At 65.7% G+C, this 15,665-nt stretch carries 14 protein-coding genes; 7 read left to right on the plus strand and 7 right to left on the minus strand.

All coding sequences use genetic code 11. From position 1 onward, the window contains the following. Positions 1–2 precede the first annotated feature (2 nt). On the plus strand, positions 3–404 hold the full coding sequence (locus tag LMI96_RS09825; RefSeq protein WP_228361375.1) for a DUF4259 domain-containing protein: 402 nt from the start codon (positions 3–5) through the stop codon (positions 402–404). Positions 405–542: 138 nt separating this feature from the next. Here the strand turns inward: LMI96_RS09825 and LMI96_RS09830 are convergent, their stop codons facing one another. The 3 genes from LMI96_RS09830 to LMI96_RS09840 all read right to left on the minus strand — a co-directional run bounded on the left by LMI96_RS09830 (position 543) and on the right by LMI96_RS09840 (position 3,867). Continuing rightward, positions 543–2,090 carry a DEAD/DEAH box helicase gene (locus LMI96_RS09830; protein WP_228361376.1) on the minus strand — a complete coding sequence of 516 codons (1,548 nt, stop codon included), beginning with the start codon at positions 2,088–2,090 and terminating at the stop codon, positions 543–545. 396 nt (positions 2,091–2,486) lie between these two features. Further along, on the minus strand, positions 2,487–3,470 hold the full coding sequence (locus LMI96_RS09835) for an SRPBCC family protein (protein WP_228361377.1): 984 nt from the start codon (positions 3,468–3,470) through the stop codon (positions 2,487–2,489). 58 nt (positions 3,471–3,528) lie between these two features. Continuing rightward, positions 3,529–3,867 carry a helix-turn-helix transcriptional regulator gene (locus LMI96_RS09840; protein WP_223722099.1) on the minus strand — a complete coding sequence of 113 codons (339 nt, stop codon included), beginning with the start codon at positions 3,865–3,867 and terminating at the stop codon, positions 3,529–3,531. Positions 3,868–4,758: 891 nt separating this feature from the next. Between LMI96_RS09840 and LMI96_RS09845 the strand changes: the two genes are divergently transcribed. Together LMI96_RS09845 and LMI96_RS09850 are read left to right on the plus strand one after the other, a co-directional pair. Further along, positions 4,759–5,109 (plus strand): hypothetical protein, encoded by a 351-nt coding sequence (locus LMI96_RS09845; protein ID WP_228361378.1) that lies wholly within the window; start codon positions 4,759–4,761, stop codon positions 5,107–5,109. Positions 5,110–5,207: 98 nt separating this feature from the next. Beyond that, complete coding sequence (locus LMI96_RS09850) at positions 5,208–7,469, plus strand: hypothetical protein (protein WP_228361379.1); 2,262 nt, start codon at positions 5,208–5,210, stop codon at positions 7,467–7,469. 169 nt (positions 7,470–7,638) lie between these two features. On the opposite strand, the gene LMI96_RS09855 is transcribed toward LMI96_RS09850, so the two are convergent. The 4 genes from LMI96_RS09855 to LMI96_RS09870 form a co-directional block, all read right to left on the minus strand. Further along, a complete protein-coding gene (locus tag LMI96_RS09855) occupies positions 7,639–8,631 on the minus strand; it encodes a hypothetical protein (protein WP_228361380.1) in 993 nt (330 codons plus the stop codon). Next, the gene (locus LMI96_RS09860; protein ID WP_228361381.1) at positions 8,628–8,951 is read right to left on the minus strand and encodes a DUF2834 domain-containing protein; all 324 of its coding nucleotides are present in this window, start codon (positions 8,949–8,951) and stop codon (positions 8,628–8,630) included. Before LMI96_RS09860 ends, LMI96_RS09855 begins: the two co-directional genes overlap by 4 nt. A gap of 30 nt (positions 8,952–8,981) precedes the next feature. Further along, entirely contained in the window at positions 8,982–9,239 is a 258-nt protein-coding gene (locus LMI96_RS09865; protein WP_228361382.1) for a DUF4190 domain-containing protein, read from the minus strand. A gap of 81 nt (positions 9,240–9,320) precedes the next feature. Continuing rightward, complete coding sequence (locus tag LMI96_RS09870; RefSeq protein ID WP_228361383.1) at positions 9,321–12,188, minus strand: BTAD domain-containing putative transcriptional regulator; 2,868 nt, start codon at positions 12,186–12,188, stop codon at positions 9,321–9,323. Between the two features lie 303 nt (positions 12,189–12,491). On the opposite strand from LMI96_RS09870, the gene LMI96_RS09875 reads away from it, so the two are divergent. The 4 genes from LMI96_RS09875 (at position 12,492) to LMI96_RS09890 (ending at position 15,447) form a co-directional block, all read left to right on the plus strand. Then, positions 12,492–13,733, plus strand: coding sequence for a low temperature requirement protein A (locus tag LMI96_RS09875; RefSeq protein WP_223722092.1), 1,242 nt, complete (start codon positions 12,492–12,494; stop codon positions 13,731–13,733). 1 nt (position 13,734) lies between these two features. Further along, the gene (locus LMI96_RS09880) at positions 13,735–14,070 is read left to right on the plus strand and encodes a hypothetical protein (protein WP_223722091.1); all 336 of its coding nucleotides are present in this window, start codon (positions 13,735–13,737) and stop codon (positions 14,068–14,070) included. 70 nt (positions 14,071–14,140) lie between these two features. Further along, positions 14,141–14,947, plus strand: coding sequence for an alpha/beta hydrolase (locus tag LMI96_RS09885; protein ID WP_228361384.1), 807 nt, complete (start codon positions 14,141–14,143; stop codon positions 14,945–14,947). Next, positions 14,944–15,447 (plus strand): hypothetical protein, encoded by a 504-nt coding sequence (locus LMI96_RS09890; protein WP_223722089.1) that lies wholly within the window; start codon positions 14,944–14,946, stop codon positions 15,445–15,447. The genes LMI96_RS09885 and LMI96_RS09890 overlap by 4 nt, the downstream gene beginning before the upstream one ends. Positions 15,448–15,665: the final 218 nt, after the last annotated feature.

Genomic DNA, 15,665 nt, shown 5'->3' on the forward strand with positions numbered 1-15,665 from the left:
ACGTGGGCGCATGGAGTGGGGAACCGTTCGGGAACGACGCGGCGGCCGATTGGGCGAGTGAGCTCGATTCGCTGACCGACTGGGGCGCGGTGCGCGCGGCGCTGACGGCCGCGGCCGGCGTGCCCGATCTGGACGCGGATGCCGCGAGCTGCGCGATCGCCGCCGCCGAGACCGTCGCGCACGGGATCGGGAAGCCGACCCAGAACGACGCGTACACCGATTCGGTGCACAGTTTCGTGGAGCGGGCCGGTCGCCCCGACGACATGCTCGTCGCGTTGGCCATCAGCGGACTCGCCGCGGCGACCTCGGCGGGCAGCGAACTCACCGAACTGTGGGAAGAGGACGACCCCGAGGAGTGGCGCATCGCGAACGAGGCACTCCGCGACGCGCTCGAGCGCGCCTGAGCGAGCCGCCCGCCCCGCATCCCAATCCGCAGCCGTTCCGCAGCCGTTCCGCATCCGCATCCGCATCCGTGAACGCGGAATGCCCGCCGAGCTCAGGACTCGACGGGCATTCGGATGCAGTGTGCGACTGCGAGAGCGTTACTGCGCGGCAGGACCGCGGCCGCGGCTGCTGCGACGGTTGCGCGGAGCCTCGCGGGGCGCCTCGAACGCGGGAGAACCCGTCGACGAGGAGTAGCGGACGGCCGAGCCGGTCGCAGCCGGGCGAGCGCCGGAGCGACCCGCACCGCTGGAGCGGCCTGCGCTCGCACCGGCGGTGACGCGACCGGCACCTGCGCCGGCACCGGAGCGACCGGCGCCCGCAGCGGAGCGACCCGCACCGGCACCCGCACCCGAGCGACCGGCGCCGCCGGAGCGACCGCCGCCCGCGGGGCGACCGGCGCCACCCGAGCGGCCGGCGCCGCCGGAGCGACCCGATCCACCCGTGTTCTGCTGTGCCGCGACGGGCGAGGGCTTGACGTGCGGGGCAACCTCGCCGACGAGTTCCTGCACGGCGGGGTGACCCGCGGTGACGGGCTCGAACGGAGCCGAGATCGCGGCCTTCTTGAGCAGGTCGGCCAGGTCGCGCTTCTGCGAGAGCAGCACGACGGTCACGACGGTGCCCTCAGCGCCGGCGCGGGCGGTACGGCCCGAGCGGTGCAGGTACGCCTTGTGCTCTGCCGGCGGGTCGACGTGCACGACGAGCTCGACATCATCCACGTGCACACCGCGCGCGGCGACGTCGGTCGCGACGAGCACGCGCACGCCGCCCTGCGACAGCGGGGCACCGAACGCGGCGAGGTTGCGCTCGCGGGCGTTCTGCGACAGGTTGCCGTGCAGGTCGACGGCGGGGATGCCGTCGGCGATCAGCTTCTTGGCGAGCTTCTTCGCCTGGTGCTTGGTGCGGGTGAACATGATGCGGCGGCCGGTGCCGGACGCGAGCGCCTGCACGAGGTCGTTCTTGCCGTCATCGGACACCTGGAACACGCGGTGGGTCATCGCGGCGGCGGGAACGCTCGACTCGTCGACCTCGTGGCGCACCTCGTCTTGCAGGAACTTACGGACGAGACCGTCCACACCGCGGTCGAGGGTGGCGCTGAACAGCATCCGCTGTCCGCCGCGGGGGGTCGCACCGAGGATGCGGGTGACGACCGGCAGGAAGCCGAGGTCGGCCATGTGGTCGGCTTCGTCGAGCACGGTGATCTCGACGCGGTCGAGGTGCACGATCTTCTGCTTCATGAGGTCATCGAGCCGGCCGGGGCACGCGACGATGATGTCGACGCCGTTGCGCAGCGCCTGCTCCTGCGGCTTCTGGCTCACGCCGCCGAAGATGGTCGTGACGGTGAGCCCTGCGGCTTCGGCCAGCGGGGCGAGGGTCGCCGCGATCTGCGTCGCGAGCTCGCGGGTCGGGGCGAGCACGAGGCCACGGGGGTGCCCATGGGTGCGGCGTCCGCCTTCGAGGCGGGTGACCAGCGGCAGCGAGAACGCGAGGGTCTTGCCGCTGCCGGTGCGGCCGCGGCCGAGGACGTCGCGGCCGGCGAGAGAGTCGGGGAGGGTCCCCTCTTGGATGGGGAACGGCTCGGTCTTGCCGGAGTCGGCGAGGATGCGGGCCAGACGTGCGGGCACGCCGAGTTCAAGGAAGGAAGGCATAGGTGCTTTCGATATGACGCGGTCGAATGACCGCTGAGGTGGGGCGACGGCGGGGGGTCCCGCGCCGGTTCGCCGCTCGAGAAATTCCACGGCTACTGGAGAGCCGGAAGCGTATCGACGACGCAGCGCACAAAGGCGCGATCCAACTCTACCATCCACACGCCGCCCGGCTCTCTGCCGGCACTCAGCCGCATCCGCATCCCGCGCGCGCGCCCCTGCCTGGCCGCGCGCCGCCCCCTGCCGCGCGCCGCCCCCGCCCGCTGCCGCGCGCCACAACGCGACGAGACGGGTTCTTCGCGCCGAAACCGTGGGGTTACCCCTACGTCTCGGCGCGAAGATCCCGTCTCGCGGTCGGGTGAAGAGCGCCGGCGAGCACGCAACGCCCGCGCGGGCGCCTCAGACCAGCGGAGCGAGCACCCGCTCGAGGCGGGCGTAGCTCGTCTCCATCCCGTCGGTCATGCCGGTGGCCAGCACCATGTCGCGCACCTCTTTGTCGGGGTACTCGATGAGCGTCGTGACGAGAGTCGCGCCGTCTTCTTCGTACAGCGTCAGGTCGTTCGTCGTCGAGGCGAAGTCGGTGCCGGTCATGCGCTCGGTCGTGACCGTGCGCCGCGCCGGCTCGACGAGAAGCGTCTCGCCGTCGAAACCGAACGGCTCACCCTCGGTTCCCTCCTCGGGCGCCCAGGCGTAGCGGTAGCGTCCGCCGACCGTCGGATCGATCTCGCACACGGTCATCCGCCAGCCGTCGGGGCCGAGCAGCCACTGCTTCATGAGCTCTGGCTCGGTATAGGCGCGCCAAACGAGCTCCCGCGGGCCGTTGATCAGCCGCGTGATGCGCACGTGCTGATCGGTGAGAATCTCGGTGCGCGTGCCCTTGCCCTCGGCGTACGCACGCAGATCCTGCAGCACGATGTCGAGCTGGTTGAGGGCGAGCGTCGAGCCCTCGACGGCGCCCATCGCGAGCGTCTGCTCGAGTCCCTCGAGCGAGCTGAACTGCGTGGTGCTCGTGAATCGGGATCCGGATGCGGTCGCCTCGAACTCGAACCGCATCCGCGACACCGGCATGCCCTCGGCCGGCTGCCAGGACTCGTCAGCGAAGGCGTCGAGCACCTCGAAGCCGGTCTCGGGGTGGATCGCCACGAACTCCCATCGGCCGCGGAACGTCTCCCCCTGAGGACTCGTCATCGTGTAGTGAGCGAACCCGCCGGGCTCGAAATCGAACCGCTCGAACGTGGAGGGGTAGCCCGGAGGCCCCCAGAATCGTTCGAGCTGGCGCGGGTCGGTGAACGCACGCCACAGTCGCTCCACGGGCGATGGAAACTCGCCCACGAGCGTCATGGTCAGGGCGTCGGCGTCGGTGGTGACGGCGGTGACGGGCATGTCGTGCTCCTTGCGGGATGGGGAAAGCGGGGCGGATGCGGCGGCTGCCGCATCCGGATCAGGGTTCTTCGGCGAGCAGGTCGTCGAGTCGGTCGATCCGCGCGCGCCACATCTGCTCGTACTCGGCGAGCAGCCGGCGGGCGCGGGCGAGGGTGGCGGGATTGGCACGCACGAGGCGCTCCCTTCCTTCGGCGCGCTTGATCACCAGCTCCGCCGCCTCGAGCACCGCGACGTGCTTCTGCACGGCGGCGAACGACACGTCGTAGGCGGCGGCGAGGGCCGAGACCGATTGCTCGGCCTCGATGGTGCGCCGCACGATGTCGCGGCGCGTGCGGTCGGCGAGTGCCCGGAAGATCCGGTCCACCGCGTCGTCGCTGAGTTCGAGTTCTACAACCATTTGGTTGTACGTTAGCGCTCCCCCGCCCGCCCCGCAACACCCCTCTTGTCGGGGACGCGTTCTCGTTGCACTTGCGGACCCTTACGTTGCACTAATTCCGTTTGTCATTGCATTGGATGCAGCGAAACGCCGATGCGGCTGCGCCCGCTGTGCTTCTCCAGCGGGAGCATCAGCACCAGGCACGCAGCGTCGCGAGCCCGTAGGGAGGCATCCAGGTGCGACCGGTCGACATCGCGAAACAGATCACGACCAGGCGCCGCTCTGCGGGCACCGAGGCGCGCTGGGTGCCGCGCAAATGAGAACGGCGCCGGCCTCGAGCGCAGCATGCCGTTACCAGCAGAGAGCTCGGCGAACGGGACTGGGCTGCGATTGATCCTGTGCCGGTGCGCACCTCGAAAGGCGTCCGTCACTACTTCACCGGCGCGCTGTACTTCTGGGAGCGCACACGCAGTCATGTGTGGTGCGAGTCTCAAGCAGAGCGCTGGGAAGTCCTGTGGCTGGACTACGCAGAGGTAGAGGCCGAACGCGGATGACGCCGACGCAACTCGGCGAGTAGCCACCAGGCATGACGCATGCACGGCGGAGGGGATTGCCCCGCGGAACGCCAACGGGCCGCGAGCATCAACAGCACGCTATGCGTGGGGTGAATGAGCACAGACCCCTGCGGCGGAGGGCCAGAATGTGAGGGTGAGCTCGTCAGCGCGCCGGAGCAGCTGGGCAAAGCGCTGGGGGCTGCCAGCGGCACTAGTCGGGGCGCTGGTCGCCGTTGTCATCGGTTGGACGGGCATCGGTGACTGGCGCCCGTTCTGCGGACTGACCGGAACATGCACGGTCCCTGGGACGCAAGCACCGTCGCCGCGCGAGCTCTCCCCGGGCAGTCCGGTCTCCATCGTGTGGTCTGGTGCGGGTGACGCCGTGGTGGCGGAATGGGACCCTGTGGAGGACTCGACACTGGATCACTACGTGGTGAACATCGTCGCCCTCTACCCGCAGTCGTTCACCGTGGACGCGGGATACCGGGACGGGGAGCAGTTGTTGACCTCACGGGAACTGAATCCCGCATCCGACTCGGTCCACCGTTTCGAGACCAATGGCGAGCCCCTCACCCTCACCGCCGACCAGACGTGGCAGGTGTGCGTGACCGGCTACCGGCCGATCCCAGAGGGCGAGTACATCGACGAGTACGAGATTCAGGGCAGCGAGCGGTGCTCTGACCCGTTCGCGATCCCTACGGCACCGTGACAGCGTCGGTGGGGACATGGTTCAGTGACGTCATGAGTCGGATGAGGAAGCGTCGAGCGCACCCGAAGCCGCCGACTGCGGTCAGCGGACGGGACACCTTGGAAATGAAGCTGGACCGGCTGGTCGCGGAGATAAACGACTCCGCCGACCCCATCGGCATGCTGAGCATGCGCATCGACAACGAGCTTGCTGAACTCACCAGGGCACTGTCCTCCCACCTACCCGAACGTGTCGTCGAACTCGCCCGTGTCGCGTGCCTGCCGTGGGTGTTCGAGGGGATGGTGAAACCCGACACCGACGGCGGCCCGACGAAGACGGAGCTGCTCACACTGCTCGCGCTCACCGCGTCAACTGGGCCGGACCCCGGTTCCTCCCGGAGAGAGGTGATGAACGGCCTCTACCGCGAAGCGCACGATTGGGCGGAAGCGGCAGGGTCAGTTATCCGCATGGCTCAGGCAATGCAAGCCCTCCAATCCCAGGATGACCCGCTCGCGAGGATCGCGGCATCCGTGCATCGACGGGAAGTGTGGATCCGCAATACCTCCTACCCGGACATGGTCAAACGCACCCACGACCTCCTCTTCGACAGCCAGGAAGTCGCCAACCTGCTCCGCGGGACCGTCGGCTTCGATGCGGAGGACGCCGCTCAAGTGCTCGCCGCGCTCAGTCAGGCACAGTCGGCCGCGACCAACGACCGCTGGGTCGCGCTCGGGGAGACAGCGCACTCCCGCCCCGCGCTCCTGGCGGACGTGGGACTACTGGGGTTGACGTCGGAGGAGCGCGTGGCTTTCAACCGGTTCTGGCAACCCACGGCTGACCTCGTCGCGTTCACCGCAGCTGAGGTCGACAAGCTCGCCGGATGCGGGGTCGATGTGACGGGCGCGGTCTTGAAGCACTTCAGCGTCATCCGGGACGACAGCACACCACGGCAGCTCCTTGACCGGTTCGTGACCGGCGACAACCCGCTCCGCACGAACCCCATCCTGCGCACCAGGGATGACCGGTTCATCCTCATCCACGACGGCCTGATCCGGCCCGCGATCCGGGAGAACCTGGAGCAGACCATGCGGGGCACAACCGTGTGGGAGACGTATCAGGCGCGCCGGGGCACCGTGTTGGAGGAAATCGGGAGAGCGGCCTTCGAGCGGCTCTTGCCCGGCACCGTCACGCACTTCGCCTTCGACTACTTCGTCCCCGGGACCGACGCCGAGGCGAACCTGCCGCCCACGAAATACACGAAGCGAGTCGAGGGAGACATGCTGTTCGTGCTGGACGATGTTGCCGTCATCGTCGAAGCGAAAGCGGTAGCCATCACCCCGGCCGCCCGAGCCGGCGACACCCGCGGCCTAAGACGCAACCTCACCGACCTCATCGCCAAAGCCGCCGACCAGGCCAGCCGAATGCAGCAACGCCTCGCAGAGGATGGCGGCCTGCGACTCAAGGACGGCACCTGGCTCGACCTGTCGCATGTGCGGGAAGTGCACACCGTCGCGCTTACCCTGGAAGATCTCACTCAGGTCGCCACCGCCACTACCGCCCTGGTGGAGGCCGGCCTCTTGGACGAGAACCGGGTGCCCTGGGTGGTGTCCATCCACGACCTGCAGTTAATCGCCAAGCTCATCGACCAACCCGCAGACTTCCTCCTATACCTGCGCAGACGTCGCGATCCGGAGATGCCTACCTACTATCACGCCATCGACGAGCTCGACCTGTTCCTCTACTTCCTTGACGCGGGGCTGTATGTCGCCCCCGATCCGATCGCGATGGCGGCTGAGCTCCCGTACGCGTCGGCAATCGACGAGGATGACTTGCGCCGCCGTGCAGAGCAGCAGACGGTGTTCGTCGGGGTCCGCACCGCCCCGTTGGATGCGTGGCACCAGGCGCAGATCGACACCACCGTTCCCCGCGCTCCGAAACCGCATCGCACCGCCCGCCCGATGGACAAGCTGGTCGGCGAACTGACCGCGCGGCGGGACTACGGCTGGCTAAGCGTCGGGGCCACCCTTCTGGGTGGAGACACAGACACCCAGAAGGGCTGGGCTCGGGTGCCGCGGATGCTGCTGTCTAACCGGCGCAGGGACGGCAACGGCCGCAGCTACTTCTCCGACGCAGGAAACACAAAGGCCGACGCGTGGGCGCTGATCTGGGTCACCCGCCCACCTCGCGCGCACCTAGAAGACATCGTCGACAAGGCGACCACCTACCTGGAGGACAAGAAGTACCAGATCGAGGTGCCCCGCGGCGTGGTGTTCGTCTTCGACGAGCGCACGGCGCAACTGGCTCACGTTATCTATGACAGTGAGTCGCTGCCGCGCAGCCCCGAGATGGACGAACGGTCAAGCCGCCTCGACTCGTTCTGAGGGTTTCACTGAGGCCGAGCGCGACCGCCCCGTTTCGAGAGCCCCCGGCAGATAGGGCCAATGTAAATTCCGCTGACAGTTGTCTCTCCTGACCGCTTCAGCGGGTGCAAATGTCTCAAATGCGATGCCCAGATTCCGGCGATACTTGTACGAACGAGCTCGTGTGGGATTACGGGCTGCTCTCGCCGATCGGTTCACGCACGCCCGGGGGTCGCCGTAGCCGTCGACGGCTGGGTATGAGCACGAGGCCGAATGCGACCGCTACGGGTACCCAAACAAGGAGGCAGGCCATAAGCACGGTGATCACGTCGGGAGCGATCACTGATTGTCCTCGCAGGGCCTGGAAGTAAAGGGTCAGGATCAGACCGACGTATGCGGCTCCGCCTGCCCACACGGCACCCCGCAGCCGGCGTTCGGAGGTTTTGATGATGCCTCGCGCGGCGAGCACGGTGAGTAGCAGTGCGGCCAGGGGGAGGATTTGCAGGACGTGCAGCCCGACGAAGTGCGCCACCCGTAGGTCGCCGTGCACTGTGGACCATCCGAGGAACGGCAGTCCCGGTCCTTGCACCTGTGGGCCGCCGATTGTGTGGCCTCCGACGAAGAGCCGACCGGCTTCTGCCTGGCCCGGTTTGGGCTGCGTCATCGAGGCGCCTTGGATCGCACCGAGGGTCATGATCGGCACCGAGAGGGTGATGGCCAGCCCGATGAGTCCTTCGAGCCGTCGTCGCGCGAGGACGACGCCGACGATCAACGCCGCGATGGCGAAGATGCCGGTGCCCGCTGCCATCGCTCGAAAGACCGCGCCGTCGAACGGGGTTGAGTAGTTGAAGTGCGACATGACCCCGCGGGCGGCTTGCATCGTGATGAGCACGATTTCGAGCACCATGGACCAGCCGACGAGCTCCAAAGCGATCCTGCCGATTCGACCGACTTTCACGCGGGCGTAGATCCAGAGCATGGTCGGCCCGAACGCTAGGAATGCGAGCGAGAACTTGATGGGCTTGGTCCAGGCGGGCACGCCGGCCACCAGTGTTTGGTCCCAGACGCTCATCGGGATGGCGATGAGCAGCACGACGGCGTTGAGGATGGTGAGGACCGTTAGTCCTGTGCTGACCCTCCAGGAGCCGCTCACGAGCTGGCCGATCTTCATCACGAAACTCATGGCGTCGCCGCCGCGACTTCGGTGTGTCTCATTGTGTGGTGCCGCCAAGCGAGGAAGAGCGGGAATGTGAAAGCGAGAGCGATCAGGAACGTGAGCGGGATGAGAACCCAGGTGTTGCGCATGCCCAGTCGGCGGCCCTCGACGACGAAGAACACGCACGATGCCACCGCGACGACGAGTACGTCGGTGGCCGCGGACGAAGAGGCAGCGGTCGCGAACCATGCAGCGAAGTAGTCTTCACCGTTGGCGAAACTGGTGATGTTGAAGTACCAGGTGCCGATCACGCCGACCGCCGCGATCGCCAGGTAGAAGACGATCACGAGGCACTCCCTCGAAGCAGGGATGTCATGTCACGTGAGTCGCGAGCCCACGACGGCGATCCACACGATCACCCCGGTAGCGATGAGGACCGCGCTGATCACAACGGCAGCGATAGCCAGGTTGTTCGACACCCCGGCTCTGCGACTTTGAACGATCGCGATGATCCCGAGGATCAGGGCAATCACCTGTAGGAAGAACGACAGCACGAAGGCAGTGATGCCCAGCGTCCTGCCCGGGTAGTCGGTCGCGGCGGCGTAGGTCCCGTTGGGGCCGATGGTGCGGTTCATGGCTCATCCCTCTCGTGGTGTGCTTGGCACGAAAGCTACTGAGGCGTAGTGGATGACTTGTGGATGAGGGGTGGATTCCGCTCACGGATTCGGGATGGAGTCCAAGCCTTCCTGGATCTCTGCGACCCACCAATCCGGCATGTAGGAGCCCGCCTGCGTCAGTGCGGTCTCAAACGCTTCCCTGGCCTCTTCGTACCGTTCCAACCCGAGGAGCGCGAAACCCCGGTGCCGGAGGCCGCGGATGTGGTTCCCGCCGAGGTCGAGGATGTTGTCGGGCAACATCATCGTTCGTGTGGCGACCGCCAGGGCCTCGTCGAAGCGCTGCACCTCGATGAAGATGCGAGCGGTGGCGTTGAAGAAGTTGTTGAGGGTGTTGGGTTGCGCGTGGCGCTCCGGGTGGGGCCCGAGTCCGTCGATGAGTGCAAGCGTCCTTTCGGCGACGGTGACACCTGCGGTGATGTCGGTGCGTGTGAGGGATCCCACGATCAGCGCTTGGGAAGCGACCTGACCGGTGAAGTCGGAGAGTTCCTCGTATTGTGCTGCGGCTTGTTTGGCTTCTCTTTGCGCGGCTTCGATGTCGCCAGCGACGAAGTAGTACGAGTCGGCGAGACTGTACCTGCAGCAGGCGATCCAATAGGGATCGCCCCACGCCTCGGCGGCCGCGAGTGCCCGGCGTGCAGCGTGCTCACTGTCACTAGGACCGATGTCGTCCGCGGCCGCCGCCGACGCGGCATGCAGTTGGATGACATGCGACTCCATGTCGTTGAGGTGCAGGGCGGAGGCGGCGCCGATCGAGTGCAGCTCAAACCATTCAGGCCATTGCCACCAATCAGCCGAGATATGCGTGAGCGCCATCGCTGTGTCTACTACGAGCTCGTGCTCGCCGCGCTCAGCTGAGTTCTTGAACGCACCAAACCAGTGATCCGATTCTGTGACCAACCAGTCTTTGGCTTGTTGCAGTTCTTCGCGACTCGCTGAGCTGGCGACGGGGACAGATGTGTGAGCCGGGGGGAACAAACGCGCTGCTCGTGCTGCACTGGTTAGGGTCCATCGATTCAAGCGGGCCCGCTGATCGCGCGATTCGACCGCTGAGGCCTCGTCTCGGAACCGATCGGCAGCGTACACGCGGAGGAGGTCGTGCAGCCTGTACCGATCCCCGCTCACGCTTTGGAGCAGCCCGAGATCGGTGAGCGTGTCCAGGTGGTCTCGGCAGACGTCGGGGTCGAGATTGTCGATCGATGCGGCCATTGCCGCGCTGAATGTGCGGCCGTAGAGCAATGACAGGCTCCGGAAGAGGCGCCGCCCATGGGGTGGGAGTGCGTCGTAGGAGAGTGAGAATGCGGTGTTGACGGCCACATCGCCGGCGACGAGTTGCTGAAGCCGATTCCGCTCGTCTGCTAGGCGGAGGATGAAGTCGCTCACCGACCACTCGGGTCGCGACGCCATCCGGGCGCCCGCGATACGTAGCGCGAGGGGCAGGTCTCCGCACAGCTCAGCCAACAGCGAGAGATCCGCATCGGGTCTGCGCGCTTCGGGGATGAGCCGTGCGAGAAGTTCGGTGCTCTCCTTCCGGGCCAGCGGACCCAACTCAATCCGTTCTGTTACCTCAAGACCGGGCAGTGCGCGTCGAGAGGTGATGATCACCATGATTGGACCGTCGACGGCCAGGACCGGACGTACCTGAGCTTCGGCCGACGCATTGTCGAGAACGACCAGCAGGGGCGTTTCTACTGCCGCACGCCAGGCATCAATCGACTCATCGAGAGAACCGGGCGGCTCTTCTCCTCTGTTCACCTGGGCGAGGAGAGCGCGGAGGACCTGCAGCGGGCTGAGTGGGGAGGGATCGAACCCATGAAGGTTCGCGAAGAGTCGCGACTCCCAGCCACTTATGCCGTGGAGTGCTTCCAGGGTTGTGGTCGTCTTGCCGACACCAGGTGGTCCAGTAATCAGCAACGCGGTCGGCGTCTGCTGCTTTTCGATTCCGGCGGTGGCGAAAGACCGAATGGCTGCCAGCTCAGCGTCACGCCCACTGAAGCTGGCAACTCGAGACGGTTCCGCTGCAACGGGTCGATCCTCCGGCGTTGATGGCAATCGGTCCGAGCTCGAGCGCCCCGCGGTGCCATTGGTTGGTTGTGGATCGAGTACTTGCCGGTGCGCAGCAACGAGAGCGTGGCCCGGATCGATCCCGAGTTCCTCGACAAGACGGGTTCGGACCGTCTGAAACACTGCGAGGGCCTCGGCTCGTTGTTCGGCGGCGCCGAGCGCTGTGATGTAGCTCGCTTGGACCGGCTCGTGGAGAGGTGCAATCGCCGCTGCCATATGTAAGTGGGGAATCACCCGGTCGGGCGCGTCGAGTCGGATCGCGAGTGCAGTGGCCGCAATGACCGTGTCTGTGAACTCTGCATTCAGCGACGCGAACATGCTGGCAGATGCAGCCGCGCCATCCAGACCGATACCGACTGGGCCGCGCCAGAGGTTCAGTCCCTCGACATACAGGTCGAGGGCTTTGCCAGAATGCTGCTCGACAAGCGCAAGGCGGGTAGCGGTGAGTAGGGACCGGAACTTGTTGAGGTCCAATGTCGCGTCGTTACTCGTCCACACGTACCCGTTGCCTCGACGTTGGATGTAGGAACCGCTGTGGCGTGGCGGAATATCTGGTTCGAGGAGATGACGCAACGCGCCGACGTATTTGTGTAGAGAGTTCAGCGCGCTCTGCGGAGAAGCGCCTCCCCAGATGATCTCGATGAGGGTCTCGGCGCTCGTCGGGCGGCCGGTCTGGGCAAGAAGGACAGAGAGCAGATGCGCCTGCTGAGGCGGGCCCGCGTCAAGCTCGGTGCCACCCCGCCAGAGCTGCAATGGCCCCAGAACCTGCAGCCGGAGTGGATCAGCCGTCAGGTCGTCGTCGTGCGCACGATCATCGCGGGTGCTCAAAAGTTTCAACTCCCGCATGTCGATGACGGAGGTGCCCGAGGGTATGTCCGGCGCGGCCCGACCACTTCGCCCCGTCGGTCGGAATGTTGCCTCTCATCAGTGTGGACCAAAGCTCCATTCCGGCTCCACTGCAAATCCAGTGGGGCGTCATAGCTTCGCTCCCAAAGGCCAGAGGGGACGAGATGAACGCGAGCTGGTGTTCTGCGGAGTTTCGTCGCTGCGGGCGAGAACAGCGCCGCCGTGTTCCGCTGGCTCGCTTTTCGCGACCGAGGGCCTCGCGTGAGCATTGAGGGTGGGCAGTACAGACATGGCCTGAGGTCCATGCAAGGCCGGGATGCGGCGGGAAGTGGCCGCACGGCATCACCACTCGAACTGTTCTACGACCTCACCTTCGTTGCGGCTTTCGGGGTGGCATCCAGCCAGCTCGCTGATGACATCGTGAGTGGACACATCGGAACCGCCACCGTCGCCTTCATCCTCGCGATGACCACGATCGTGTGGGCGTGGACGAACTTCACCTGGTTCGCGTCGGCGTTCGACAACGACGACTGGCTGTTCCGGCTGCTGACGATGGTGCAGATGGCCGGAGTTCTTGTCCTGGCAATCGGACTTCCCCCCTTGTTCGAGTCAATCGAGAGCGGAGGGGTCGTCGACAACAGCGTCATGGTTGCCGGCTACATCGTCATCCGTGTCGCCGTCGCCACACAGTGGCTGCGAGCTGCTCGGCACGACCCGCGGTACCGGCAGCTCGCCCTCACCTACGCCGCGTTCGTGATCCCTACACAGGTCGGCTGGGTGATCCTCGCGGTCGTACATCTCACAGCCGGCCCGGCCCTGGTGGTGATGGCGCTTCTTATCGGGGTGGAGTCGTTGGCTCCGCTCGTTGCCGAGAGGAGGGGACGCGCGGAGGGTGGCGTCACCCCGTGGAACTCTCATCACTTGGCGGAACGGTACTCACTTCTCACCATCGTCGCTCTCGGGGAGACCATCTTCGGCACCCTCTCGTCCGCGACGCAGATATCAGCATTGGAGGGGTGGAGCTTTGATGCTGGGGCCGCCGTCGCCGCAGGCATCGCAACATCTCTCGCGCTGTGGTGGGTCTACTTCCTCGTTCCGCACGGGCCAGCTCTGAGTGCGCGACGTACCAAGGTGCTCCCCTGGGCGTACGGGCACGTCATCTTGTTCATCGCTATCGCCGCGACGGGGGCTGGACTGCATGTCGTCGGATACGTCTACGACGAGGGCCATCCCGTCTCGGAGCTCGTAGCGGTCGTCGCCGTCGCCGGGCCGGTGTTCGTGTTCATGGTCACTCGCTGCCTCCTCCACGGGTGGCTTGTTTCTGCCGTCCCGCGCCCCACATCCCTGCAGGTGACGGCGCTTGTGTTCCCGGTCCTCGCGATCCTGCTCGCCTTTGCCGGCTGGCCACTCTGGGGGTGCCTCCTGATCACCTTGGCGTCTCCGGTCACCCTGATCGTGGCTTACGAAGCGGGTGGATGGCGCACCCTCGACGGGCAGCTGGCCACCCTCCGCGCCAACCACGAATCGTCCAACGGAAGGGCCTGAAATGACGGACACGACGAAGAGTGACCTCACCGGCAACCTGGCGGATGGGGTCAACCAACGCGGGATCTCGCTCGCGTACGGAGACAAACAAACCTTGAACGGAATCGACTTCGTTCCGGTCGCCTTTGTCACCTACGGGTTCGGAGGAATCCAAGACTCCCCGCAGTTCGGGGACGGCGGTGGCGGTGGCGGCGTGGCCATCCCGCTCGGCGCCTACATCGGTGGCACTGACGGCATCAGATTCCGGGCGAACACGGTCGCGGTACTCGCGGTGAGCATCTGCGCGATCAGCACCCTCGGATTGGCCATCAAGTGGGTGGTCAAGGTCGCGCGGTAACCCTCCCACCCCAACGAGGTCGATCAAGATCCACAACTCAATCTCACTCGCACACGATCAAGGAGCAGCAATGACAACGCACGTCGTATTCATCCACGGACTATGGATCCACTCCAGCGCCTGGAAGCCCTGGCAAGAGCTGTTCACCCAGAAGGGGTACACAACATCGGCTCCAGGCTGGCCCGGCGACCTGGACACCGTCGAAGCAACCCGCGCCAACCCGGACGGTCTGAACAACCAAGGCATCTGGGAGATCTGTAATCACTACGCGGACCTCATCGAGAAGCTCGACGAAAGACCGATCGTGGTCGGCCACTCATTTGGCGGCCTCATCGCACAGGAGCTGCTGGCGAACGACCTCGTCGCCGCGGCCGTCGCCATCGACCCCGCCCCCGTCAAAGGCGTCCACGTCATCCCGTTCGCACAGCTCAAGTCCGGGTTCCCCGTGCTCCGCAGTCCAGGCAACCGGACCAAAACGGTTGCCCTCGACGAGAAGCAGTTCAAGTACGCCTTCGGCAACGCGATCACCGACGAAGAATCCAATGCGCTGCACGCTGCATGGACCATCCCCGGCCCTGGACGACCGCTCTTCGAAGATGCCACCGCGAACTTCACCCGCAACTCGCACGCCACCGTCGACACAGAGACGGCATTGCGTGGGCCGCTCCTACTGACCTCGGGCACCGAGGACCACACCGTCCCGGAAGTCGTGACTCGCGCGGTCGCGAAGCTCTACGCGAAGAATGACTCTTCAGTGACCGAGTACCACACGTACGAAGGCAAGGGACATTCGCTCACCATCGACGCCGGCTGGCAGGAAGTCGCCTCCGACGTTCTCGCCTGGCTCGACCAGAAAGGACACGGGCCCAGACCATGAACGTACGCACCTTCACCCAGAGCACTCGTATCGACATCTCGATCAACGAGATCGATGTGCCCACGTGGCTGTTCCAGATGACCGACGCCGACTATGCAGAAGCATCCATCGCGCACCGTGCCCTCGGCACATGGGAGCGGGGCGATACGCGGGGCATGATCAACGTCGAGTCGATCGGCGGTCACCTCTTCGTCCAGCACTACATCGAAAAGTCGGCGACGCCGTCAAAGGTCGTGATGGTCTCCCCGGCAAGCACGATGTACATGCTTCACGGCCCACCCGTGCACGTCGGTATCACATGGGAAATGTGGGTCGTCCCTGCCGGAACGGATGCCGTCGAGTTCCACTGCTCCGTCCAGACGAGCATGCCCCCGCCACTCGCCGCGGTCGGCAGCATGATCGGAACCTTCCGCGCGGTCCAAAAACACGTTGACGAAGAATGCATCGGATATGCGCGCAACCTCGAACTGTACGCCCGCGGGAGTAAGGCATCGATCTAGACGCAGATCACGCTTCATCAATGACTGCTGCACGAATAGCTCACAGGTTGCTGTGACTCCGAAGCGCGGCGAGAAATGTCCAGAATGCGGGAATTTCAGCCAATGTCCGGCCCTACCGGGGGATGCGAGCGACGTCGATGCAGGGACCGCATGGCTCCCGAAAGTGTCACGACAAGGTTGCACCGATTCGGCGAGAACTGGCGGATGACGTGACATTC

It is taken from the genome of Microbacterium sp. cx-59, assembly GCF_020805625.1.
Lineage (GTDB): Bacteria > Actinomycetota > Actinomycetes > Actinomycetales > Microbacteriaceae > Microbacterium.